Genomic DNA, 16,741 nt, shown 5'->3' with positions numbered 1-16,741 from the left:
AATGCGTTAAATGCAAAAACAGCATCTTTAGTCGCTAAAGATGCTGTTTTACATAATGTTTATTTAGTGTTGTTTACATAGCGTTTTAGCCAATGAACCCGCTAAATATCGCTCGCTAACTTACTTTGCTAATAGCAAATCTAAATGAGCTGCAAAGTCTTTTGGCCCCATAAAACCGGTTACTCGTAGGTCTTCACGTTGTTTACCGTTTTGATCAAACATCAATAACGTCGGTAAACCCAGTACGCCATAGTGTTCAAGTAAGGCAATATCAATGTCGTCACTGGCGGTGACATCGGCTTGCAATAACACCATTTTGTTCATACGCTTGGCGACTTCATCATTTTTAAAAGTAATGGCTTCAAACTCTTTACAGGCCACACACCAGTCGGCGTATAAATCTAGCATCACGGTTTTACCGCTAACACTGGCTTTATCCAATTCAAGATCTAAGTCTTGTAGCGACTTAATGCGGATAAAGTGATTGGCTTCGGTATTGGCTTTGCCATCTATACTCGTTTGAGTCATGTTTGGGTTTTGGTGACCAAAACTTGTCATTAATGCTTGGAAGCCATATGAGAAACTTGCCATCAACGCCAGTAATAACAATACCCCACGAGTACTTTGTTTCCAGTTAAATTCTGACAACCGGTTTTGATGCATTAAGTAAGCGATTAAGCTTATTGCCCATACAGACCAAAGTAAATCGGACACTAAACCTGGCCAAATACGACCAATCATCACAATCGATACAGAAATCAACAAGAAGCCGAAGATGGTTTTAATAATATCCATCCAAGCCCCTGCGCGCGGTAATATTTTACCACCCGAAGTACCAATAATTAATAACGGTAAGCCCATGCCCATGCTTAATACATACAGGGCTAAAAAGCCTTGCAGTAAGTCACCAGACTGCGCCACGTAAATAAGCACGCCAGATAACGGTGCCGTGGTACAAGGTGAGGCCACTAAGCCAGAAATCACTCCCATCATAAACACGCCAATAAGGTTGCCACCTTTTTGGTTGTTCGACATCGAGTTCATTTTTTCTTGCCATTTTGATGGCAATTTCAAGTCATACATGCCGAACATCGACAAACTCAGCAGTACAAACATAACGGCCAAAAATATTAAAATGGCTGGGTGTTGTAAGGCCGCTTGAAACTTAAGTCCGGCAGAGGCAACTACTAATCCTAATAAGGAATAAGTAATTGCCATTCCTTGTACATAAGCCATTGATAGCGTGAAAGCTTTAGCAGTAGACAGCTTTTTGCCTTGGCCAACAATAATACCCGACAAAATAGGGTACATCGGAAACACACAAGGCGTTAATGCTAAGCCAATACCTAAACCAAAGAAAATCACTAAGGTCCATAATAGGCTATCGTTTTGTAGCATTTGGTTTAAGGTGTCTTGTTGAGTAATTGGAGCGGTTGCGGTATCTGTTGCTTCAGCTTGATCCGCAGCGCCAATCACTTCTTTATTGGTTAACGTGCCATCATTTGCTGCAATGGCGGTTAAAGTGACATCGTGTTTGGTGGGCGGATAACACAAGGTACCTTCCGCACAACCCATAAAGGTAACGTGAAACACGGCATCGGCTTGCGCTTCTTTAAAAGCAATCGGGATTTCTACAAACGAGTAAAATACCTCTTGGTCGCCAAAATACTCATCATGATGGTTTTTACCATGAGGTAATTCAATATCACCTATTACCGCACCATCAACAGAAAACTGCAATTTGTCGCGATATAGATAATAACCTTCGGCGATGACAAAATTGATTTTGAGCTGATTACCTTGTTGTTGATAATCAAACACAAAAGCATCGTTAACCTTCATTAACTCAGGTTCGCTGCTTAAAAAGCTGAATTTACTGCTCGACGAATTAGCACTGTGTGCCACTGGTGAGAGTATGATTGATGACATCAGTAAAAATGATGTCAGGCAAAGTGCGACGATTTTTTTCATGATGGTGAGTTGTCTTTTATCCATTGTAAATAAGGGCCAAAACCACCGATAATCGGAGTGGCAATGAATTCTGGTACTTCATAAGGATGCATTTGGATCACGAGTTGTTCAATGGCATGATAATCACTCGTCATACATTTTATTTGCATTGGTACTTCATACGACTGACAGATGTTATTGTCCCATCGATAAACTGATTCAACGACTTGGCCAATTTGCACACAAGCCGCTAATTTCGCCTCAACCAATGCAGCTGCAATGCGTGACGCTGTTTCTGCATCTGGGCAGGTGGTTAAAATGAGCAGCTGTTCAGGTTTATACATAAGTTGTCTTAAAGTTTACTTAAGTTAACGGTGTTAGAGTGAGCACAGTACGATGTTTTACGAACATTTTCATTAAACAGGGGCGATATTCGTGACGCGTCTTGAAAAGAGACCCGTTAACCCCCATTAAAGTTTCATCGGCAACAGTTATTTTATCGGTCGCCACTCTGTTATCTTAGTAAGTCGTCACTCTATCAAAAAGCGATCCTTAGAGGCCAATATGTTTTTTATTTTATTGTTAATATTTGTTTTAGTTCCCGTCATTGAGCTCAATGTACTGATAGAAGTTGCGGGTTCAATTGGCTCATGGGCAACTGTGGGCTTGGTACTTTTTACAGCCGTTGTTGGTGTGTCACTGGTGCGCAGCCAAGGATTAAGTACCTTAATGTCGGTGCAAGAGAAGTTAGCCCGTGGTGAAGCACCTGGACAAGAAATTGTTGAAGGCATGATGTTAGCAGCCGCAGGAGTATTATTACTTATTCCAGGTTTTGTTACTGACTTTATCGGTTTAGTGTTATTAACGCCGTTTACCCGAGCGCCCATTGCTGCATTTTTATATAAACGTATGCAACTTCGCGTTATCGCTAATGGTGGTTTTCCTCCAGGATTTGGCGCTGGCGGTGGGCAGAGTCCATTCGGACAATCAGGCCCATTTGCAGGTAAAGGCCCATTTGATCAACAGGGAAATACGTTCGACGGTGATTTTGAGAGTAAAGATGAACAACCGCGCAGCCATCAAATCGAGTATGACAATGCCGATGCCGATCGCGATATTGACAAGGATGACGACATTATTGATGTTGAACCGACCCAGTCTAAAGATGACAACAAACCATCGTAGTAATCTGAAGGTAATTCGATTTCCGAGCTAATGCCGCTATTAGGCTATTAGTCTATAGAGAACACAAAACAGCCGACTGATGCTGATGCACTACTTGATCATTACAATTCGGCTGTTTTTGATTCTGATTGGAGTTGAAGCTGCTTGTCTTGTTGAGCTCCGAGCCAAACTGCACTAATAATGCTGAGTCCCCAATTGGCTAAAAATATCCAAGTGAGTGTTGCCATGCTTGAGCTGCCAGTGTCGAGTGCGACATTAGAGACTGCCGCATAAATAGAGCCTAAATCATTGCCAATATTACCTGCCAAAATTTGCTCTGCAATCACTTGGGCGCGGCTAATAATTTGATTCATTAATACTAAAATACACACCACACTGACACTGATAAATCCCCAGCCGAGTAATTTTTTACCTAACCAGAGTTGACCACTGCCAGGGCAAATAATGCCAGAAAGCATGGCGGCATAAATGGATTTTTTCATCGTAAAGTCACTGTACTTGCCATTAAGGTGCTGCTATTAATCCCCCGACACTGCTTAAAAAGCAAGTGTGACGGGCATTATTAACACAGTTTAATATTCGCGGAGATGATGAGTCATGGAGTCTTTTTCATCGGCTTGTTGGTTAGGTTCATCAGTATCAGTCGCTTTGGGGTAAGGCACGGCATGATTCATGTTTTGTGGTTCGCTAATCTTGGTCGCTAAATAGTAACAAGCAATTCCCATTAAGGTATTGGTGATAGGCAATGCAAGTAAAATACCTTTTACACCGCCCACATAAGAACCCAGCAGCGCCAGCGGTAACATTAATAATAGTAAGCGACACAAGTTAATCACCAGAGAACTCAGCGGTCTGTGGTAAGCATTTAAGCTCGTCGCAAAAATAATTAAAATACCCAGCGGCCCATATGCGGCAGGCAACACCATAATATAAAAACTCAGCCACTCAATAACCAGCGGATCGTGAGTAAACCATCCGGCAATTATATCAGCGGAAAAATACAGTGGAATAAACAATAATGTTTGAAATACAAACGCAAATCGCAACGACATTAATAAGGCTTTTTTCGCTCGGTCATGTTGGCCAGCACCTAAGTTTTGCGCAATAAACGGCATTAAACTCGACGACAAGGCCATCACCACAATCAGTAACACTGACTCAAGGCGAATACCCGCACCAAAGGCGGCCACACCGCTATTATCAATACGGGCTAACATCGCCATAATAATGCCGTTAGCAATAGGGTTAATCACATTCATTAATGCTGCTGGGCGGGCGATATGAGATAACACTTTAAAATGCAAAATCAATCGACCAAAATCAAACTCAGCAAACTTCACCAATTTACGTTTAACTACAATCAAGTGACCCGCTAATGACATTGCCACCACCCAAGAGAGTGTTGTTGCAATGGCAGCGCCTTGGATTTCTAAACGTGGAAAAGGGCCAATGCCGAAGATAAGTAATGGGTCGAGGATCAAGTTTACAATGGCGGCTAGCATCATAATTTTAGCCGGGGAATGAGTGTCTCCCGTGGCACGTAATGCCTGATTACCCACCATTAATAATACCAATGCAGGGGCACCTAAATACCAGTACCACATGTAATCATTAATTAATGGCAAACTGGCACTGTTAGCGCCCAGTAAACTAAAAGTAGGTTCAATGAAGACACAACCGAGTATGGATAAGCCCCAAATAATCACCAAGGTTATCCATAAGGTGTCATATAAAAACACTCTTGATTCCGGCGCATGCCCAGAACCAATTAAGCGACCAAGATTGGTCGACACGCCTGCACCAATACCAATACCTATACTGGTAATCACTAAGGTGACAGGGAAAGTAAAGCTCACCGCAGCCAGAGCTTCAGTGCCTAACTTACTGATAAAAAAGATGTCTACCAGACTGCCACCAAGAATGGTCATAATGCCAATCAAGTTAGGCAATGTCATGTTTAGCAGCACACGACCAATAGGGGCGGTGAGCAACCCATGTCTGTCTTTCATCTATTCTCGGTTTAAGTATTTCAAAGGAATAGAATTCTATCAGGATTAGTGCGCCATTAATAAATCAGACTTAAAAAAAGTGGAGTTTTTTTTAAAATTCCCCTTGGATCTGTGATCAATCACCCCCATATCTCATGCACAAGGGAAAAGCCCTTTTATGTTAGTTAATAGCCTCGTTTTTTGGGCATCAAATCATTAGGAGAGTTCATAGATGAATATTCGTCCATTACATGACCGCGTTATCGTTAAACGTTTAGAAGTTGAATCTAAATCAGCAGGCGGTATCGTGCTTACAGGCAGCGCAGCTGAAAAATCAACTCGCGGTGAGATCCTTGCTGTAGGCAACGGTCGTATTTCAGAAAATGGCACAGTTACACCACTTGACGTTAAAGTGGGCGACGTGGTGATCTTCAACGAAGGTTACGGCGTGAAGAAAGAAAAAATTGACGGTGAAGAAGTCTTAATCCTGTCAGAAGCTGACCTGATGGCAGTAGTAGGCTAAGCCTCACACATCAACTCGACTTTCCAATTAATCATTAAATTTAAAGGAACATCAAAAATGGCAGCTAAAGAAGTCTTATTTGGTAATGACGCACGCGTAAAAATGCTTGCAGGCGTTAATATCCTAGCCAACGCAGTTAAAGTAACCTTAGGCCCTAAAGGTCGTAACGTTGTTTTAGATAAAAGCTTTGGTTCACCAATGATCACCAAAGATGGTGTGTCAGTGGCGAAAGAAATCGAACTAACAGACAAGTTCGAAAACATGGGCGCACAAATGGTGAAAGAAGTTGCTTCTAAAGCCAATGATGCAGCCGGTGACGGTACCACTACTGCAACAGTATTAGCTCAGTCTATTGTTGTTGAAGGCCTAAAAGCCGTTGCAGCGGGTATGAATCCAATGGATCTTAAGCGCGGTATCGACAAAGCGGTTATCGCAGCCGTTGCTGAACTTAAATTACTTTCTCAAGAATGTTCAGACTCTAAAGCCATTGCTCAAGTTGGTACTATCTCTGCAAACTCTGATGAGTCAATCGGCGAAATCATTGCTACAGCAATGCAAAAAGTCGGTAAAGAAGGCGTTATCACAGTTGAAGAAGGCCAAGCGCTTGAAAACGAATTAGACGTTGTTGAAGGTATGCAGTTTGACCGTGGTTACCTATCACCATACTTCATCAACAAGCCAGAAACTGGCAGCATTGAATTAGACAGCCCGTTCATTTTATTAGTAGACAAAAAAGTCTCTAATATTCGTGAATTGCTACCAATCCTTGAAGGTCTAGCTAAAACAGGTAAGCCATTGCTTATCGTTGCAGAAGACGTTGAAGGCGAAGCGTTAGCAACATTAGTTGTAAACAACATGCGTGGCATCGTTAAAGTGGCTGCTGTTAAGGCTCCTGGCTTTGGTGACCGTCGTAAAGCAATGCTTCAAGACGTTGCTATTTTAACTGGCGGTACTGTTATCGCTGAAGAAATCGGCCTAGAACTTGAAAAAGCAACGCTAGAAGATTTAGGTACTGCTAAGCGCGTTATCATCACTAAAGATAACACCACCATCATTGATGGTAGCGGCGACCAAGCACAGATTTCAGCACGTGTTTCGCAAATCAAACAACAAGTTGAAGAATCAACTTCAGACTACGACAAAGAAAAACTTCAAGAGCGTATGGCTAAGTTAGCTGGCGGTGTTGCAGTGATTAAAGTTGGCGCAGCAACAGAAGTTGAAATGAAAGAGAAAAAAGCGCGCGTAGAAGATGCATTACATGCAACTCGCGCAGCGGTAGAAGAAGGTGTGGTCGCCGGTGGTGGTGTAGCCCTTGTTCGCGTAGCAAGCAAAATTAAAAACGTTGAAGTGATTAACGAAGACCAAAAACACGGTGTGGTTATTGCCCTACGTGCTATGGAAGCGCCTTTACGTCAAATCGCAACTAACGCTGGTCAAGAAGCTTCAGTTGTCGCTAACACTGTTAAAAACGGTGAAGGTAACTTCGGTTACAACGCTGGCAACGACACTTACGGTGACATGTTAGAAATGGGTATCCTAGACCCAACTAAAGTGACTCGTAGCGCACTACAGTTCGCCGCATCTATTGCAGGCTTAATGATTACTACAGAAGCTATGATTGCTGAAGTACCTCAAGATGATTCTGCTCCAGATATGGGCGGAATGGGTGGTATGGGCGGAATGGGCGGCATGATGTAATCTAGCTAGTCTAAATCGGTGATAACTGCGTTGCTTCACCACTCGTTTATGAAAAACTAAACGTCGTGGTAAAGCGCCTTGTTCTAACCCGATTTATCCTGCGCTATATTGCTTGTCGTTTTAAAGCCTAGAAGCTTAGAGTTGAATTTCTTGTAAAAGAAAAGAGAAAGCCTCGATACCTAACGGTATCGGGGCTTTTTAGTTGTAGAGCTTCAGAATTAGTTTACTCTGAAGCCATTAATTAATCGACGCTTACCAAAGAACCTCACTTACAGTAATAATCACTCTATCAAGCTGATGGCGATACCGTCAGCAAAACCACAATATACCTAACGTACTTGCAATCCTTAAGTTGAAGCGTATAATTTAAGCACAAAAGAAAATAGGCAGTTAGATATGGAAAGTAACTTCAAAGATATTAAAGCTGTTAAAAGCCAACGCCAAGCTCGTTATGCGAGTAAGGTGAATTCTGGATCATATTCGCTTTCTAGTCGTATTTCTTTGGTTGGGTCGCGAAAAGCCAAAGTTAAGTTAGTTGTACCTATTTTCTAAGTAAACACAGATTTAAATGTTTTTTTCGATATAATAAGCCTCTTTTATAGAGGTTTTTTTGTGTCTTATGAAAAAATATTTACTACCTTTAGAGCAATTAGAAGCTCTCAACGCCGAGTTGCTAAGTATTGCAGATTCACTCGCTAATCCGGTTATTATTGTGGGTGGGCAGAGCGTATCGTACTGGTATTCATATTACCAAGAAAGTATTCCGCATTTTGACATGATCCCGCTTGCAAGCGTGGATATTGATTATATCGCACAAAAAGACGATATAAGTAAGATTGTAAAAGCATGGAATGTCGATGTGCAAATGGCCGGCATAGATGTTGGTCCACCCTCTATCGCTATTGCATATCTTAAAGATAAAGATACCCAACAGATCAAATCGATTGAGGGATGTAATTTTATTGATGTAGATGAAATGGAGCTTGGTTTTGATGAGCCAAATTTAGTTGATTTTATAGATGCCCCTGCTGGTTTTAATATTCAAGACGTGAAAGATGTTCAAAAACGAAAATTTCTCACATCTCTCTTTCAATTTTCAACAGCTTTCGATATTCAACCAAACGAAAAAATATTAATTTTAAATCCGATAGGTTGTTTTAAAAGCAGAGTAGGTAATTTGTTTCATAGCCCTAAGCAACAGGGTATAGAATTAATACGAATCGAAAGTCTTAAATATCCTCTAGTTTACTTTTTTCAAGACTTAGCAGCAGAGGAACCATTTCGAAAAGTAAGAAAACATATCACCGTTTTACACAAGTTATTACTAACAGAAGATTCAATACGATTGTTCACAGAATACGATGTTGATTATAGATCTGTTTTTGCTAATATTGTTCTGAAGACGCCAGGCGGCAGTGAAAAGTATTATGAATTTGATGGTCCCAATCTTATTCGTTCATTAAATAAGAAGTATGAGCAAAGGAAAAAAGTGAAGAAAGCTTTCTTGAATAGGAATCGTTAGGTTAATCATTTCTAAGATTTAGTTAGGTAAGAATTAACTTTTTATCCTTTAAATAATCTGCTTTTCAAACCCACAATCCACACAATTCAATGTGTAGGTTTCTTTGCGCTTAGTGACTTTGGTATTTTTACTCTGGCATTGTGGGCATGGTTGTTTCATCGATGTATTTTTGCTGCATTGGTTACAGTTGATGTAGTAACCGAATTTGCCATGCATCGGTGTATATAGTGTTGATTCACCGCAATATTTACAGCTTAGTATGGGGTGTTGGTCTGGTGCTAATGCGGCTACCGGTGCAAGTATTGTGGCATTAGATTGAGCTAGATGATTAGTCGGCGCTAACGCTGATTTAAGCTCTGGTCTTTTTGGTATCGGCTGGATTTGTTTTAGTTGTGCCGGTGCACCGTCAACTTGCTGAATATTTGAATCGATATGTTGGCTAATAAGAAATTGGCCGATTGAATCGAGTTCTTGTTGGTTAAAATCAGGACGGGTGTCGGCGACGTTCACCAAGCGGATTATTTTGTGTTTAAGGTTCATGATGCTTTTTAGTTCATCGACCAAAAATTCGGTTTTGAAAAGCTTGTCCGAAACGTCTTTGGGCATGGTTTTGCGGTCGATTACAGCATTACTGGATACCGCACATAAATAATGCCAGCAACGTCCACCGAAGCCTTGTTGTTTTATACCCAGTAACTTGCTTAATATTTCACTCTTATGATGCATGAGCATTTCTTTCAACAAGGCTTGTTGCAGCTCAACTTGTTTAATGGGCGAAGACATACCTGACCATTGGCTGTTATAGCTGCGTGTCCATTCGCCTTGGTTGTTTACTTTAACGTGACCTTTTATGCTTTTTGATTCAATTAACACAAAGCCATAGGTGTATACGATCAAGTGATCAATTTGTGCGGTTTCATCATTAAAGCTGAATTTGAAGTCGTTGATAACCAACACTTCGGGATGATCTTTAAATGCGCGACGTAAGAAGAAGGCCACATCCTGTTCTTGTTTTTGACCGGCAATAGTTTGCGGTGTTTTGGTCATTTGCAGTGTTTTAGTTTTAAGAATCATTTACCAACAGCATCCATTCATAACTTGATAATAATCAATCTCATAATATCTATGATGCTGATAAAAAAGCCAGTGTTATTTTAAAAGCAGGGTGCAATTTTACACCTTTACTTGTGACAATATGGTAAATCACAATAAAGTGTAGGTTGTTACACTTTTCTGTTGAGATATCAAGCATTCATAGCTAAAGTGTAGCAAAGTACACTTTGGACTGACGTTATGACATCTCCACTCAATCAACAATCCTTGGGTTTACTCATTAAAGAAACCAGAAACAACGCGGCATTGACTCAAGATGTGGCGGCGATGTTGTGTGGCGTGACCAAAAAGACGTTAATCCGTGTTGAGAAAGGTAATGATGTTTATATCTCGACAGTGTTCAAAATTCTTAATGGTCTGGGAATTAGTATTGATACAGCGCAGAATCATAACGCTGATCCTAATGTGTGGTACTAATCGATAGCAAAAGAAAAGCCCTGATGCAGTGATGTATCAGGGCTTTTATTTGGATATGGATGGTTACTTGCGGGTAATTTTATCCAGATATCCCATGGCGAAGGCCGATAACACGAAGGTGATGTGGATGAGTAGATACCACATGATTTTGTCATTTGAGACATTTTCGGCATTCATAAATATCTTAAGTAGGTGAATGGATGAAATCGCGACAATTGACGCTGCTACCTTGTTTTTAAGGGAGCCTGAATCCATCTTGCCCAGCCAGTTGAGTTTTTCACTATTTTCACCCACATCAAGCTGTGATACAAAGTTTTCATAACCTGAAAACATCACCATAATAAGCAGACCACCGACTAAAGTAATGTCGATGAGTGATAGTGTGATCAGCACTAAATCTACTTCACCTATCGTGAAGATATTCGGTAGCACATGAAAAATCTCTTGGAAGAACTTCACGGCTAAGGCGAATAAGATTAGGCTTAATCCTAAATAAATAGGCGCCATGATCCAGCGCGATGCATACATCAATCGTTCAAACACTTTTTCCATAAAAAATTTAACCCTTCAGATAAAATACGTTATAAATCAATTGATCTGCTTATTTTAACATAATAACAAAATGAACTTTAACTGCACTGAGATACTGTGGCAAGCTTGATGATGTGCCATCTGTATACTTTGTATGATGTATAGTGGTCAGAATAACTAAATTGCTATCAAAATAATATGTTGTCTATTTGTCTCGGCAATTTTTAATCTAGGCCTCAGGTTGGTTGACTACACTGTGTTGCTTGGTTATGTAATTAAACATTTAAAAGGAAGACCTATCATCATGGATAAACATAAATCAAACGCGCCTCGTAAAATGCCTTGGATTACGATAGGTGTCATTGCAGCCATAGTGTTGTTGTTTGGACTGCTGCTAACGATGATGCCCAAGGGGTTTCAGGCGACCCACGAACAAATCGGTACAGGTAAACCTGCGGTGGTATTTGTTTATGATCCTAACTTTGTTTCGAGTATCAGTCAGACTGAGCAGATGAATGAAGCTCGTGATCATCTTGGCGATAATGTGTTCTTTCTGCTTGCACGTGTAGCGACTCCTGAGGGAGATGCGTTCATTGCTAAACATCGTGCTGGTGCTGCAGAGCTATTATTGTTTGACTCAGCGGGAATCTTAATTAAAAGACAGCCTGCGGTGATAGATGCGAATGAGCTTATGCGATGGGTACGTTAGTCATTTTAGCGTGATTGCTATCAGTGATTAAGTAAGTGAGAACCCACTTTTATTGGGTCGAAATCGGTGATAATTGCGTTGTTTTGCCCCTCATTTAAGAAAGCCCCGATACTTAAAAGTATCGGGGCTTTTTAATACCTGCAGCAGAAAATAGTGTATGAAGTTACACTTCTACATAGTGATTTATACGACAGAACGTGCGGAGGCAGAATAAATTATTTTCTAATTTGTTTAAGTCCTTATTAGTTGCTAGCGATTTCTCATTCCGCAATCGTGCATTTTGATATATGATGCGCCACCCTAAATTTGCCTAAGCCTTCGATCAATTTTTATGTCTACTAATGCCCTTTATACCGACTTGTCCGGTTATTACGATTTAATGTGTCGCGATATTAACTACCAACAACAAAGCAATAGCGTAGCGCGCTTACACCAGTTTTTGGGAAACAATGGTAAACAGCATTTAGATTTAGCTTGTGGAACCGGGCCGCATGTTAGGCATTTTATCGATTTAGGTTTTCAAAGCAGTGGGCTCGATATTAATCAGCCTATGCTCGATATTGCTATGCGTCGTTGTCCGGAAGCGCAGTTTATTTTACAAAATATGACTGAGTTTTATGTTGAAGAAAAACTCGATTTGATTACCTGCTTTTTGTACTCAATTCACTACTCTGCGGGAACCGAGGCACTTAAAGCTTGTATTGCTAGTGTGCATAAAGCCTTAAATTCAGGCGGACTGTTTTGTTTTAACTCTGTTGATAAACATAAAATCAATAATAAGGCGTTGGTGAAACATAGTGCCGAATTTGATGGTAGTCAGTTTGTGTTTGAATCGGGTTGGCATTACAGCGGTGAAGGTGACATGCAATCGCTCAATTTAAGTATTGGTAAAACCCAGTTTGATGCAACGGAGTTATGGCAAGATTCTCATGCGATGGTTGCCACTAGCTTTACTGAACTTAACGCATTGTTAAGTCCGTATTTCGATATCCATATATTTGAACACGATTACGACAAAATCATCCCGTGGGATCTTGATTCTGGCAATGCTTTGTTTGTGTGTGTGAAACGCGAGATTGAGTGATTAGGTTTTTGCGATTAGCCGCATATATAGGGGCAGAGTACAGTGTAAACTCATTTGAATAGCCATCATTATTAACAATGGCTGTTGATGAGTTTTACTCTTCAGTAGCAGTAAACTCTGCTTCAACCTTTTCTAATTCTTGCTGGGCTTTAAGATCAAATTGTTGCTGTTTTTTCAGTTTTGCTTGTTCTTCAAGCTCTGCTTTTCTTTCTTTAAAGCTGTGTTTTTCTGTCTTGGTCAGAAACTTAAACGCTTTATCATTGGCAAGTGCATAGGCAACCACATCTTCGCCTTTTACTCTACGCTCATCAACACGTTGTGAAAAACGTTCGTTATCTCGAGCCTTACGCTCTTCGGCATTTAACTTACTCATTGTTGTATCCTCATTAGTTAATCACGGTAGGGTTCACTACGCTCAGTCAAACAAATGAGTGTTAATGCACATTTATAAAGCTGATCGGCGCATTTTAGCATAAGTTGGCTTGTTAGCCTGTAATACATGGCGTCGGAGTAAACTTTATCTTCTGTTGGCAATTTATAGAGCCGGTTGTGCTTCACGCTACTTGTTACGATTAATCATTAAAGCTGTTTAATGCCATAGCTATGTTATGACTGGCTTGTTTGGCGCGAGCGCTGAGTTTTGTGATTGAAATAAAGCCATGCATGCAATCATTAAAATGCTGGTGTTGTGTGTTGATGCCTGCCGCTTTTAGGCGCTGCGCATATGCAATGCCATCATCCCTTAATGGATCGTAACCTAGGGTTAGTATGTAGCTTTTTGGCGATTCGCTAATGTCTTTTGCTTGCAGTGGACTCACTAATGGCAGAGTGACTTGGTCGAGAGAATGTAAATAATGCAGCCTGAAATAATCCATTAAATCGCGGGTGAGTATTAACTGCTTATTGAAACGGCGATAAGACTCGGTTAAGCCTTGTAAATCTACCATTGGGTAGATTAAAAACTGAAATGCAGGTTTTACTTTTACCTGTACTGGCAGTGATGTTTGCAGTGAATGTAAACCGAGAATACACGCCAGATATCCACCTGCGCTGTCACCTCCTACGCCTATGTGTTGTGGATTAATATCAAGTTGTTGATGATTGGTATTGATATAGTTCCACGCTTCGATGGCATCACAAATCGGGATTGGGAATTTATGTTCGGGGGCCAGTCGGTAATCTACGGAGATAATGTTCATGTTGCCATGTTTAGCCAGATAGCGGCAAAAGTGGTCATGAGTGTTAATGCTGCCAATCACACCGCCGCCACCATGAAAGTATACTAAGGTTTTTTGCGGTTTGTTGGCGCTTGGGTGGTAGATGCGAAGCTTTATTCTGTTAGCGATGGTATGGCTGCTATCGCTGGCGCTATGTTCGTTCAAAGGAATAGTGCCCAAAAGAGGAGTGGCGGCGCTCACTGGAACCGTTAAATTAATCACCTTATCCATTTCAATTTTAGTCAGCCCAAGTGCTCGGTCCATCGTTAGAAATACATATCTGAATAATGTGACTGGCAACTGGTATAACGGCGCTAATGACAACAACTTGGCGGCCAGTAATTGTTTAGCTTCTAGCTTAGGCGCTTGTAGCTGTTCGCCTTGTAGTTGTTCATCTTGTGCTACTGGCTTGTTGGTGTTGTCCATTATCTATGGCCTTTTTAGTATCTGATTAGAACAATATGCTTTATCGACTTAATAATTTCATCGCTAGGCGATTAACATAAGCCGGTGACACATTGCTTAGGCGATGCAATAACCCATAGACCATACTGACCGTTCTATGGGTTTTAGGGCGTTTTACTTGCTTATCAATCACTGTCACCACATGTTCTGCGGTGATATTAACGCCGAGTCGTTGCATGACGTTGGAGGTGTTTTTTTGTGACTTAAGCATATTGGTTGCCACAAAGGGTGGCATAACATCACATACGCTTATGCCATACTTTTTCCACTCTAGTTCCAATGCTTCGGTTAGTGCTTTTACAGCAAATTTACTGGCGGAATAGCTGGCCAATTCTGGTACACCGTAATCGCTACTGGCTGATGACATGTTGATAATAGTACTGGTGTCATTATTTTTTAAATATGGCCATGCAGCATGACATAGATTCATCACACCGATGACATTGACACTTAACGTGCGCTGATGATGTTCGATAGAAATTTCTTCAAAGGGACCTATTTTCAATATGCCGGCATTATTAACTAATACTGCCAAGCAACCATTATGTTCAGCACAAAATTTAGCCATAGCGTGTTGTACTTGTGAAAAATCACTGACATCTAGCTGAAACAACCGTACTCGCGTTCTATCCCATATTTCGGTGGCTTGTTTTAATTGCACCAAATTGATGTCGGCCATGCCGACCCAGTAACCCTTTTTATGAAAGTGTTTTGCAGTCGCTAAGCCAATGCCGGAAGCTGCGCCGGTAATAAATATAGTGTTTTTATTCATCATAAACCTGGTTATTTCTAGTATGAGTTAATCAGTACGGGTGAAAAGGTGGATAAGCCAACTAAAATGAACGGGTAGTAAAGTGTTCCATTTGCGGTTGTTTCATTTCATCAACCCATTGCTGCCAGGTATAGGGCCATAAAATTGGGTCGCCATCGGCATCTAAATACCAACTTTGGCATCCACCAACCCAACTGGTGCCTTTTAACCCTTCCTTTACGTAGGCATTAAACTCGTCAATGGCTTGTTGCTTGGCTTCAAACTCATCAAATTCATGGTCTCGCCATTTATCAATCAATTTGATCACGTAGTCAGTTTGAACCTCGCTCATGGCGATAACGGAGAAGTTACCAATAGGTGTGTTGGGGCCGAGCATTAAAAAGAAATTGGGGTAATCGCTAAGTAACATAGACCGATAGGCTTTGATTTTATGGGCCCAAGCTTTATCAATATGCAGATTGTTGCGGCCAATGAGATTCATGGGGCGCATAAAATTAAATGCATTAAAACCTGTCGATAACACCAACACATCGAGGTCATGGTGTTTACCGTCTTTAGTGATAATGCCCGTTTCAGTAATGCGCTCTATACCTTCTGTTATTAACTCTGCATTGGGTTTTTGAATACCTTTATAAAAGGTGGTGTTGATAATCACTCGTTTGCAGCCCACTTGATAATGAGGTCGCAGTTTTTCTCGTAAGGTTTTGTCTTTAATACTTAATCGTAAGTTGGCTTTACATAAAAAATTTAACACATGCTTTTGGATAAAGTGTCCAGTGACGGCTTTGGTAAAAAAGTGTTCTAGAAAAAATTTGCCCGTATTACGATGAATTTTGGTAATGATAGGAAAGCGAGTCATCAGTTTTCGGCTGGTTTTTGAAAAGGTAAAATCGGGGAGGTGCATTAACCATTGTGGTGTGCGCTGAAAAACCGAGACCTTAGCACCAGTCTTAATCAATTCGGGTATAGCTTGTGCGGCCGTTGACCCAGTACCGATTACCCCAACCCGAGTTGAGGCCGATATGTCGACGTTATGGTTCCATTGGGCAGTATGAAATGTAGCGCCTTTAAAATCGGTTAATCCGGGAATGTCTGGAAATTGCGGATGATGCAAAATGCCGGTAGCGCACACAATAAAATCGGCGATGTAAGTTTGCTGTTGGCTGGTTTTTACCGTCCATTTGCCATTGGCATAGTGTGCATCGGTAACGGCTTCGTTAAAACGAATGTCTCGTTTTACATCATATTTATCTGCTACGTGCTCGAAGTATTGTTTAATCTCGGGTCCATGGGCAAAAAAGCGGCTCCAATTTGGGTTGGGTTCAAATGAATAGGTATACATGTGAGCAGGTACATCGCAGGCCGCCCCTGGATAGGTATTTTCGCGCCATGTGCCGCCCACGCAGTCTTTTTTCTCCAGCACGACAATGTCAGTAATACCGGCTTGACGCAGTTTGATGGTCATTAAGATACCCGTCATACCTGCACCAATGATGACAACTGAAGGGTTTCTTTTTATTTGGGTCATAAGGCCCTCAAGTATTGTTAACAAATTGTTTACCTATCC

Annotated in this window: 18 protein-coding genes; 8 read left to right on the top strand and 10 right to left on the bottom strand. The window is 41.0% G+C overall.

The features are described 5' to 3' along the window. Window positions 1–120: 120 nt before the first annotated feature. Window positions 121–1,971 carry a protein-disulfide reductase DsbD gene (locus FH971_RS18410; RefSeq protein WP_140235256.1) on the bottom strand — a complete coding sequence of 617 codons (1,851 nt, stop codon included), beginning with the start codon at window positions 1,969–1,971 and terminating at the stop codon, window positions 121–123. Beyond that, window positions 1,968–2,294 carry a divalent-cation tolerance protein CutA gene (cutA, locus tag FH971_RS18405; protein ID WP_137224918.1) on the bottom strand — a complete coding sequence of 109 codons (327 nt, stop codon included), beginning with the start codon at window positions 2,292–2,294 and terminating at the stop codon, window positions 1,968–1,970. Before cutA ends, FH971_RS18410 begins: the two co-directional genes overlap by 4 nt. 220 nt (window positions 2,295–2,514) lie before the next feature. On the opposite strand from cutA, the gene FH971_RS18400 reads away from it, so the two are divergent. Next, window positions 2,515–3,135, top strand: a complete 621-nt coding sequence (locus FH971_RS18400) for an FxsA family protein (protein WP_140235255.1) — start codon at window positions 2,515–2,517, stop codon at window positions 3,133–3,135. Between the two features lie 101 nt (window positions 3,136–3,236). Here FH971_RS18400 and FH971_RS18395 read toward each other — a convergent pair whose 3' ends face one another. Beyond that, window positions 3,237–3,617: a hypothetical protein gene (locus FH971_RS18395; protein WP_140235254.1), complete on the bottom strand. Its 381-nt coding sequence runs from the start codon at window positions 3,615–3,617 to the stop codon at window positions 3,237–3,239. A 90-nt stretch (window positions 3,618–3,707) separates the two neighbouring features. Beyond that, window positions 3,708–5,144, bottom strand: coding sequence for an MATE family efflux transporter (locus tag FH971_RS18390; protein ID WP_240778396.1), 1,437 nt, complete (start codon window positions 5,142–5,144; stop codon window positions 3,708–3,710). Window positions 5,145–5,355: 211 nt separating this feature from the next. On the opposite strand from FH971_RS18390, the gene FH971_RS18385 reads away from it, so the two are divergent. The 4 genes from FH971_RS18385 to FH971_RS18375 all read left to right on the top strand — a co-directional run bounded on the left by FH971_RS18385 (window position 5,356) and on the right by FH971_RS18375 (window position 8,866). Further along, window positions 5,356–5,646 (top strand): co-chaperone GroES, encoded by a 291-nt coding sequence (locus FH971_RS18385; protein WP_124015245.1) that lies wholly within the window; start codon window positions 5,356–5,358, stop codon window positions 5,644–5,646. Between the two features lie 57 nt (window positions 5,647–5,703). Next, window positions 5,704–7,344, top strand: a complete 1,641-nt coding sequence (gene groL / locus FH971_RS18380; protein ID WP_140235253.1) for a chaperonin GroEL — start codon at window positions 5,704–5,706, stop codon at window positions 7,342–7,344. A 396-nt stretch (window positions 7,345–7,740) separates the two neighbouring features. Continuing rightward, complete coding sequence (locus tag FH971_RS20445; protein WP_167496057.1) at window positions 7,741–7,896, top strand: hypothetical protein; 156 nt, start codon at window positions 7,741–7,743, stop codon at window positions 7,894–7,896. Window positions 7,897–7,963: 67 nt separating this feature from the next. After that, the gene (locus tag FH971_RS18375; RefSeq protein WP_137224926.1) at window positions 7,964–8,866 is read left to right on the top strand and encodes a hypothetical protein; all 903 of its coding nucleotides are present in this window, start codon (window positions 7,964–7,966) and stop codon (window positions 8,864–8,866) included. A gap of 48 nt (window positions 8,867–8,914) precedes the next feature. On the opposite strand, the gene FH971_RS18370 is transcribed toward FH971_RS18375, so the two are convergent. Next, the gene (locus FH971_RS18370; RefSeq protein WP_140235252.1) at window positions 8,915–9,940 is read right to left on the bottom strand and encodes a nuclease-related domain-containing protein; all 1,026 of its coding nucleotides are present in this window, start codon (window positions 9,938–9,940) and stop codon (window positions 8,915–8,917) included. 219 nt (window positions 9,941–10,159) lie between these two features. Here FH971_RS18370 and FH971_RS18365 point away from each other — a divergent pair, with 219 nt between their 5' ends. After that, window positions 10,160–10,396, top strand: coding sequence for a helix-turn-helix domain-containing protein (locus tag FH971_RS18365; RefSeq protein ID WP_140235251.1), 237 nt, complete (start codon window positions 10,160–10,162; stop codon window positions 10,394–10,396). A gap of 63 nt (window positions 10,397–10,459) precedes the next feature. Here FH971_RS18365 and FH971_RS18360 read toward each other — a convergent pair whose 3' ends face one another. Then, window positions 10,460–10,948: a TIGR00645 family protein gene (locus FH971_RS18360; protein WP_137224934.1), complete on the bottom strand. Its 489-nt coding sequence runs from the start codon at window positions 10,946–10,948 to the stop codon at window positions 10,460–10,462. Window positions 10,949–11,231: 283 nt separating this feature from the next. Here FH971_RS18360 and FH971_RS18355 point away from each other — a divergent pair, with 283 nt between their 5' ends. Continuing rightward, window positions 11,232–11,636, top strand: coding sequence for a hypothetical protein (locus tag FH971_RS18355; protein ID WP_140235250.1), 405 nt, complete (start codon window positions 11,232–11,234; stop codon window positions 11,634–11,636). Between the two features lie 331 nt (window positions 11,637–11,967). After that, window positions 11,968–12,720 carry a class I SAM-dependent DNA methyltransferase gene (locus FH971_RS18350; RefSeq protein WP_140235249.1) on the top strand — a complete coding sequence of 251 codons (753 nt, stop codon included), beginning with the start codon at window positions 11,968–11,970 and terminating at the stop codon, window positions 12,718–12,720. Window positions 12,721–12,814: 94 nt separating this feature from the next. Here FH971_RS18350 and FH971_RS18345 read toward each other — a convergent pair whose 3' ends face one another. The 4 genes from FH971_RS18345 to FH971_RS18330 form a co-directional block, all read right to left on the bottom strand. Beyond that, entirely contained in the window at window positions 12,815–13,093 is a 279-nt protein-coding gene (locus FH971_RS18345) for a DNA polymerase III subunit epsilon (protein WP_140235248.1), read from the bottom strand. 199 nt (window positions 13,094–13,292) lie between these two features. Beyond that, window positions 13,293–14,363: an alpha/beta hydrolase gene (locus FH971_RS18340; RefSeq protein WP_140235247.1), complete on the bottom strand. Its 1,071-nt coding sequence runs from the start codon at window positions 14,361–14,363 to the stop codon at window positions 13,293–13,295. A gap of 40 nt (window positions 14,364–14,403) precedes the next feature. Continuing rightward, complete coding sequence (locus FH971_RS18335; RefSeq protein ID WP_240778394.1) at window positions 14,404–15,177, bottom strand: SDR family oxidoreductase; 774 nt, start codon at window positions 15,175–15,177, stop codon at window positions 14,404–14,406. Window positions 15,178–15,235: 58 nt separating this feature from the next. Beyond that, window positions 15,236–16,702 carry a flavin-containing monooxygenase gene (locus FH971_RS18330; protein ID WP_137224944.1) on the bottom strand — a complete coding sequence of 489 codons (1,467 nt, stop codon included), beginning with the start codon at window positions 16,700–16,702 and terminating at the stop codon, window positions 15,236–15,238. Window positions 16,703–16,741: the final 39 nt, after the last annotated feature.

The organism is Shewanella polaris (genome assembly GCF_006385555.1).
GTDB lineage: Bacteria > Pseudomonadota > Gammaproteobacteria > Enterobacterales > Shewanellaceae > Shewanella > Shewanella polaris.
The sequence above is the reverse complement of the archived record's forward strand: the minus strand, read 5'-3'. Positions and strand labels throughout refer to the sequence as shown.

Excerpts from the sequence above, each read along its gene's own strand:
- FH971_RS18390 (WP_240778396.1), bottom strand. The coding sequence starts at position 5,144 with ATGAAAGACAGACATGGGTTGCTCACCGCCCCTATTGGTCGTGTGCTG.
- FH971_RS18370 (WP_140235252.1), bottom strand. The coding sequence starts at position 9,940 with ATGATTCTTAAAACTAAAACACTGCAAATGACCAAAACACCGCAAACT.
- FH971_RS18410 (WP_140235256.1), bottom strand. The coding sequence starts at position 1,971 with ATGAAAAAAATCGTCGCACTTTGCCTGACATCATTTTTACTGATGTCA.
- FH971_RS18385 (WP_124015245.1), top strand. The coding sequence starts at position 5,356 with ATGAATATTCGTCCATTACATGACCGCGTTATCGTTAAACGTTTAGAA.
- FH971_RS18340 (WP_140235247.1), bottom strand. The coding sequence starts at position 14,363 with ATGGACAACACCAACAAGCCAGTAGCACAAGATGAACAACTACAAGGC.
- groL (WP_140235253.1), top strand. The coding sequence starts at position 5,704 with ATGGCAGCTAAAGAAGTCTTATTTGGTAATGACGCACGCGTAAAAATG.
- FH971_RS20445 (WP_167496057.1), top strand. The coding sequence starts at position 7,741 with ATGGAAAGTAACTTCAAAGATATTAAAGCTGTTAAAAGCCAACGCCAA.
- FH971_RS18345 (WP_140235248.1), bottom strand. The coding sequence starts at position 13,093 with ATGAGTAAGTTAAATGCCGAAGAGCGTAAGGCTCGAGATAACGAACGT.
- FH971_RS18355 (WP_140235250.1), top strand. The coding sequence starts at position 11,232 with ATGGATAAACATAAATCAAACGCGCCTCGTAAAATGCCTTGGATTACG.
- FH971_RS18330 (WP_137224944.1), bottom strand. The coding sequence starts at position 16,702 with ATGACCCAAATAAAAAGAAACCCTTCAGTTGTCATCATTGGTGCAGGT.
- FH971_RS18360 (WP_137224934.1), bottom strand. The coding sequence starts at position 10,948 with ATGGAAAAAGTGTTTGAACGATTGATGTATGCATCGCGCTGGATCATG.
- cutA (WP_137224918.1), bottom strand. The coding sequence starts at position 2,294 with ATGTATAAACCTGAACAGCTGCTCATTTTAACCACCTGCCCAGATGCA.
- FH971_RS18335 (WP_240778394.1), bottom strand. The coding sequence starts at position 15,177 with ATGATGAATAAAAACACTATATTTATTACCGGCGCAGCTTCCGGCATT.
- FH971_RS18400 (WP_140235255.1), top strand. The coding sequence starts at position 2,515 with ATGTTTTTTATTTTATTGTTAATATTTGTTTTAGTTCCCGTCATTGAG.
- FH971_RS18375 (WP_137224926.1), top strand. The coding sequence starts at position 7,964 with ATGAAAAAATATTTACTACCTTTAGAGCAATTAGAAGCTCTCAACGCC.
- FH971_RS18395 (WP_140235254.1), bottom strand. The coding sequence starts at position 3,617 with ATGAAAAAATCCATTTATGCCGCCATGCTTTCTGGCATTATTTGCCCT.
- FH971_RS18365 (WP_140235251.1), top strand. The coding sequence starts at position 10,160 with ATGACATCTCCACTCAATCAACAATCCTTGGGTTTACTCATTAAAGAA.
- FH971_RS18350 (WP_140235249.1), top strand. The coding sequence starts at position 11,968 with ATGTCTACTAATGCCCTTTATACCGACTTGTCCGGTTATTACGATTTA.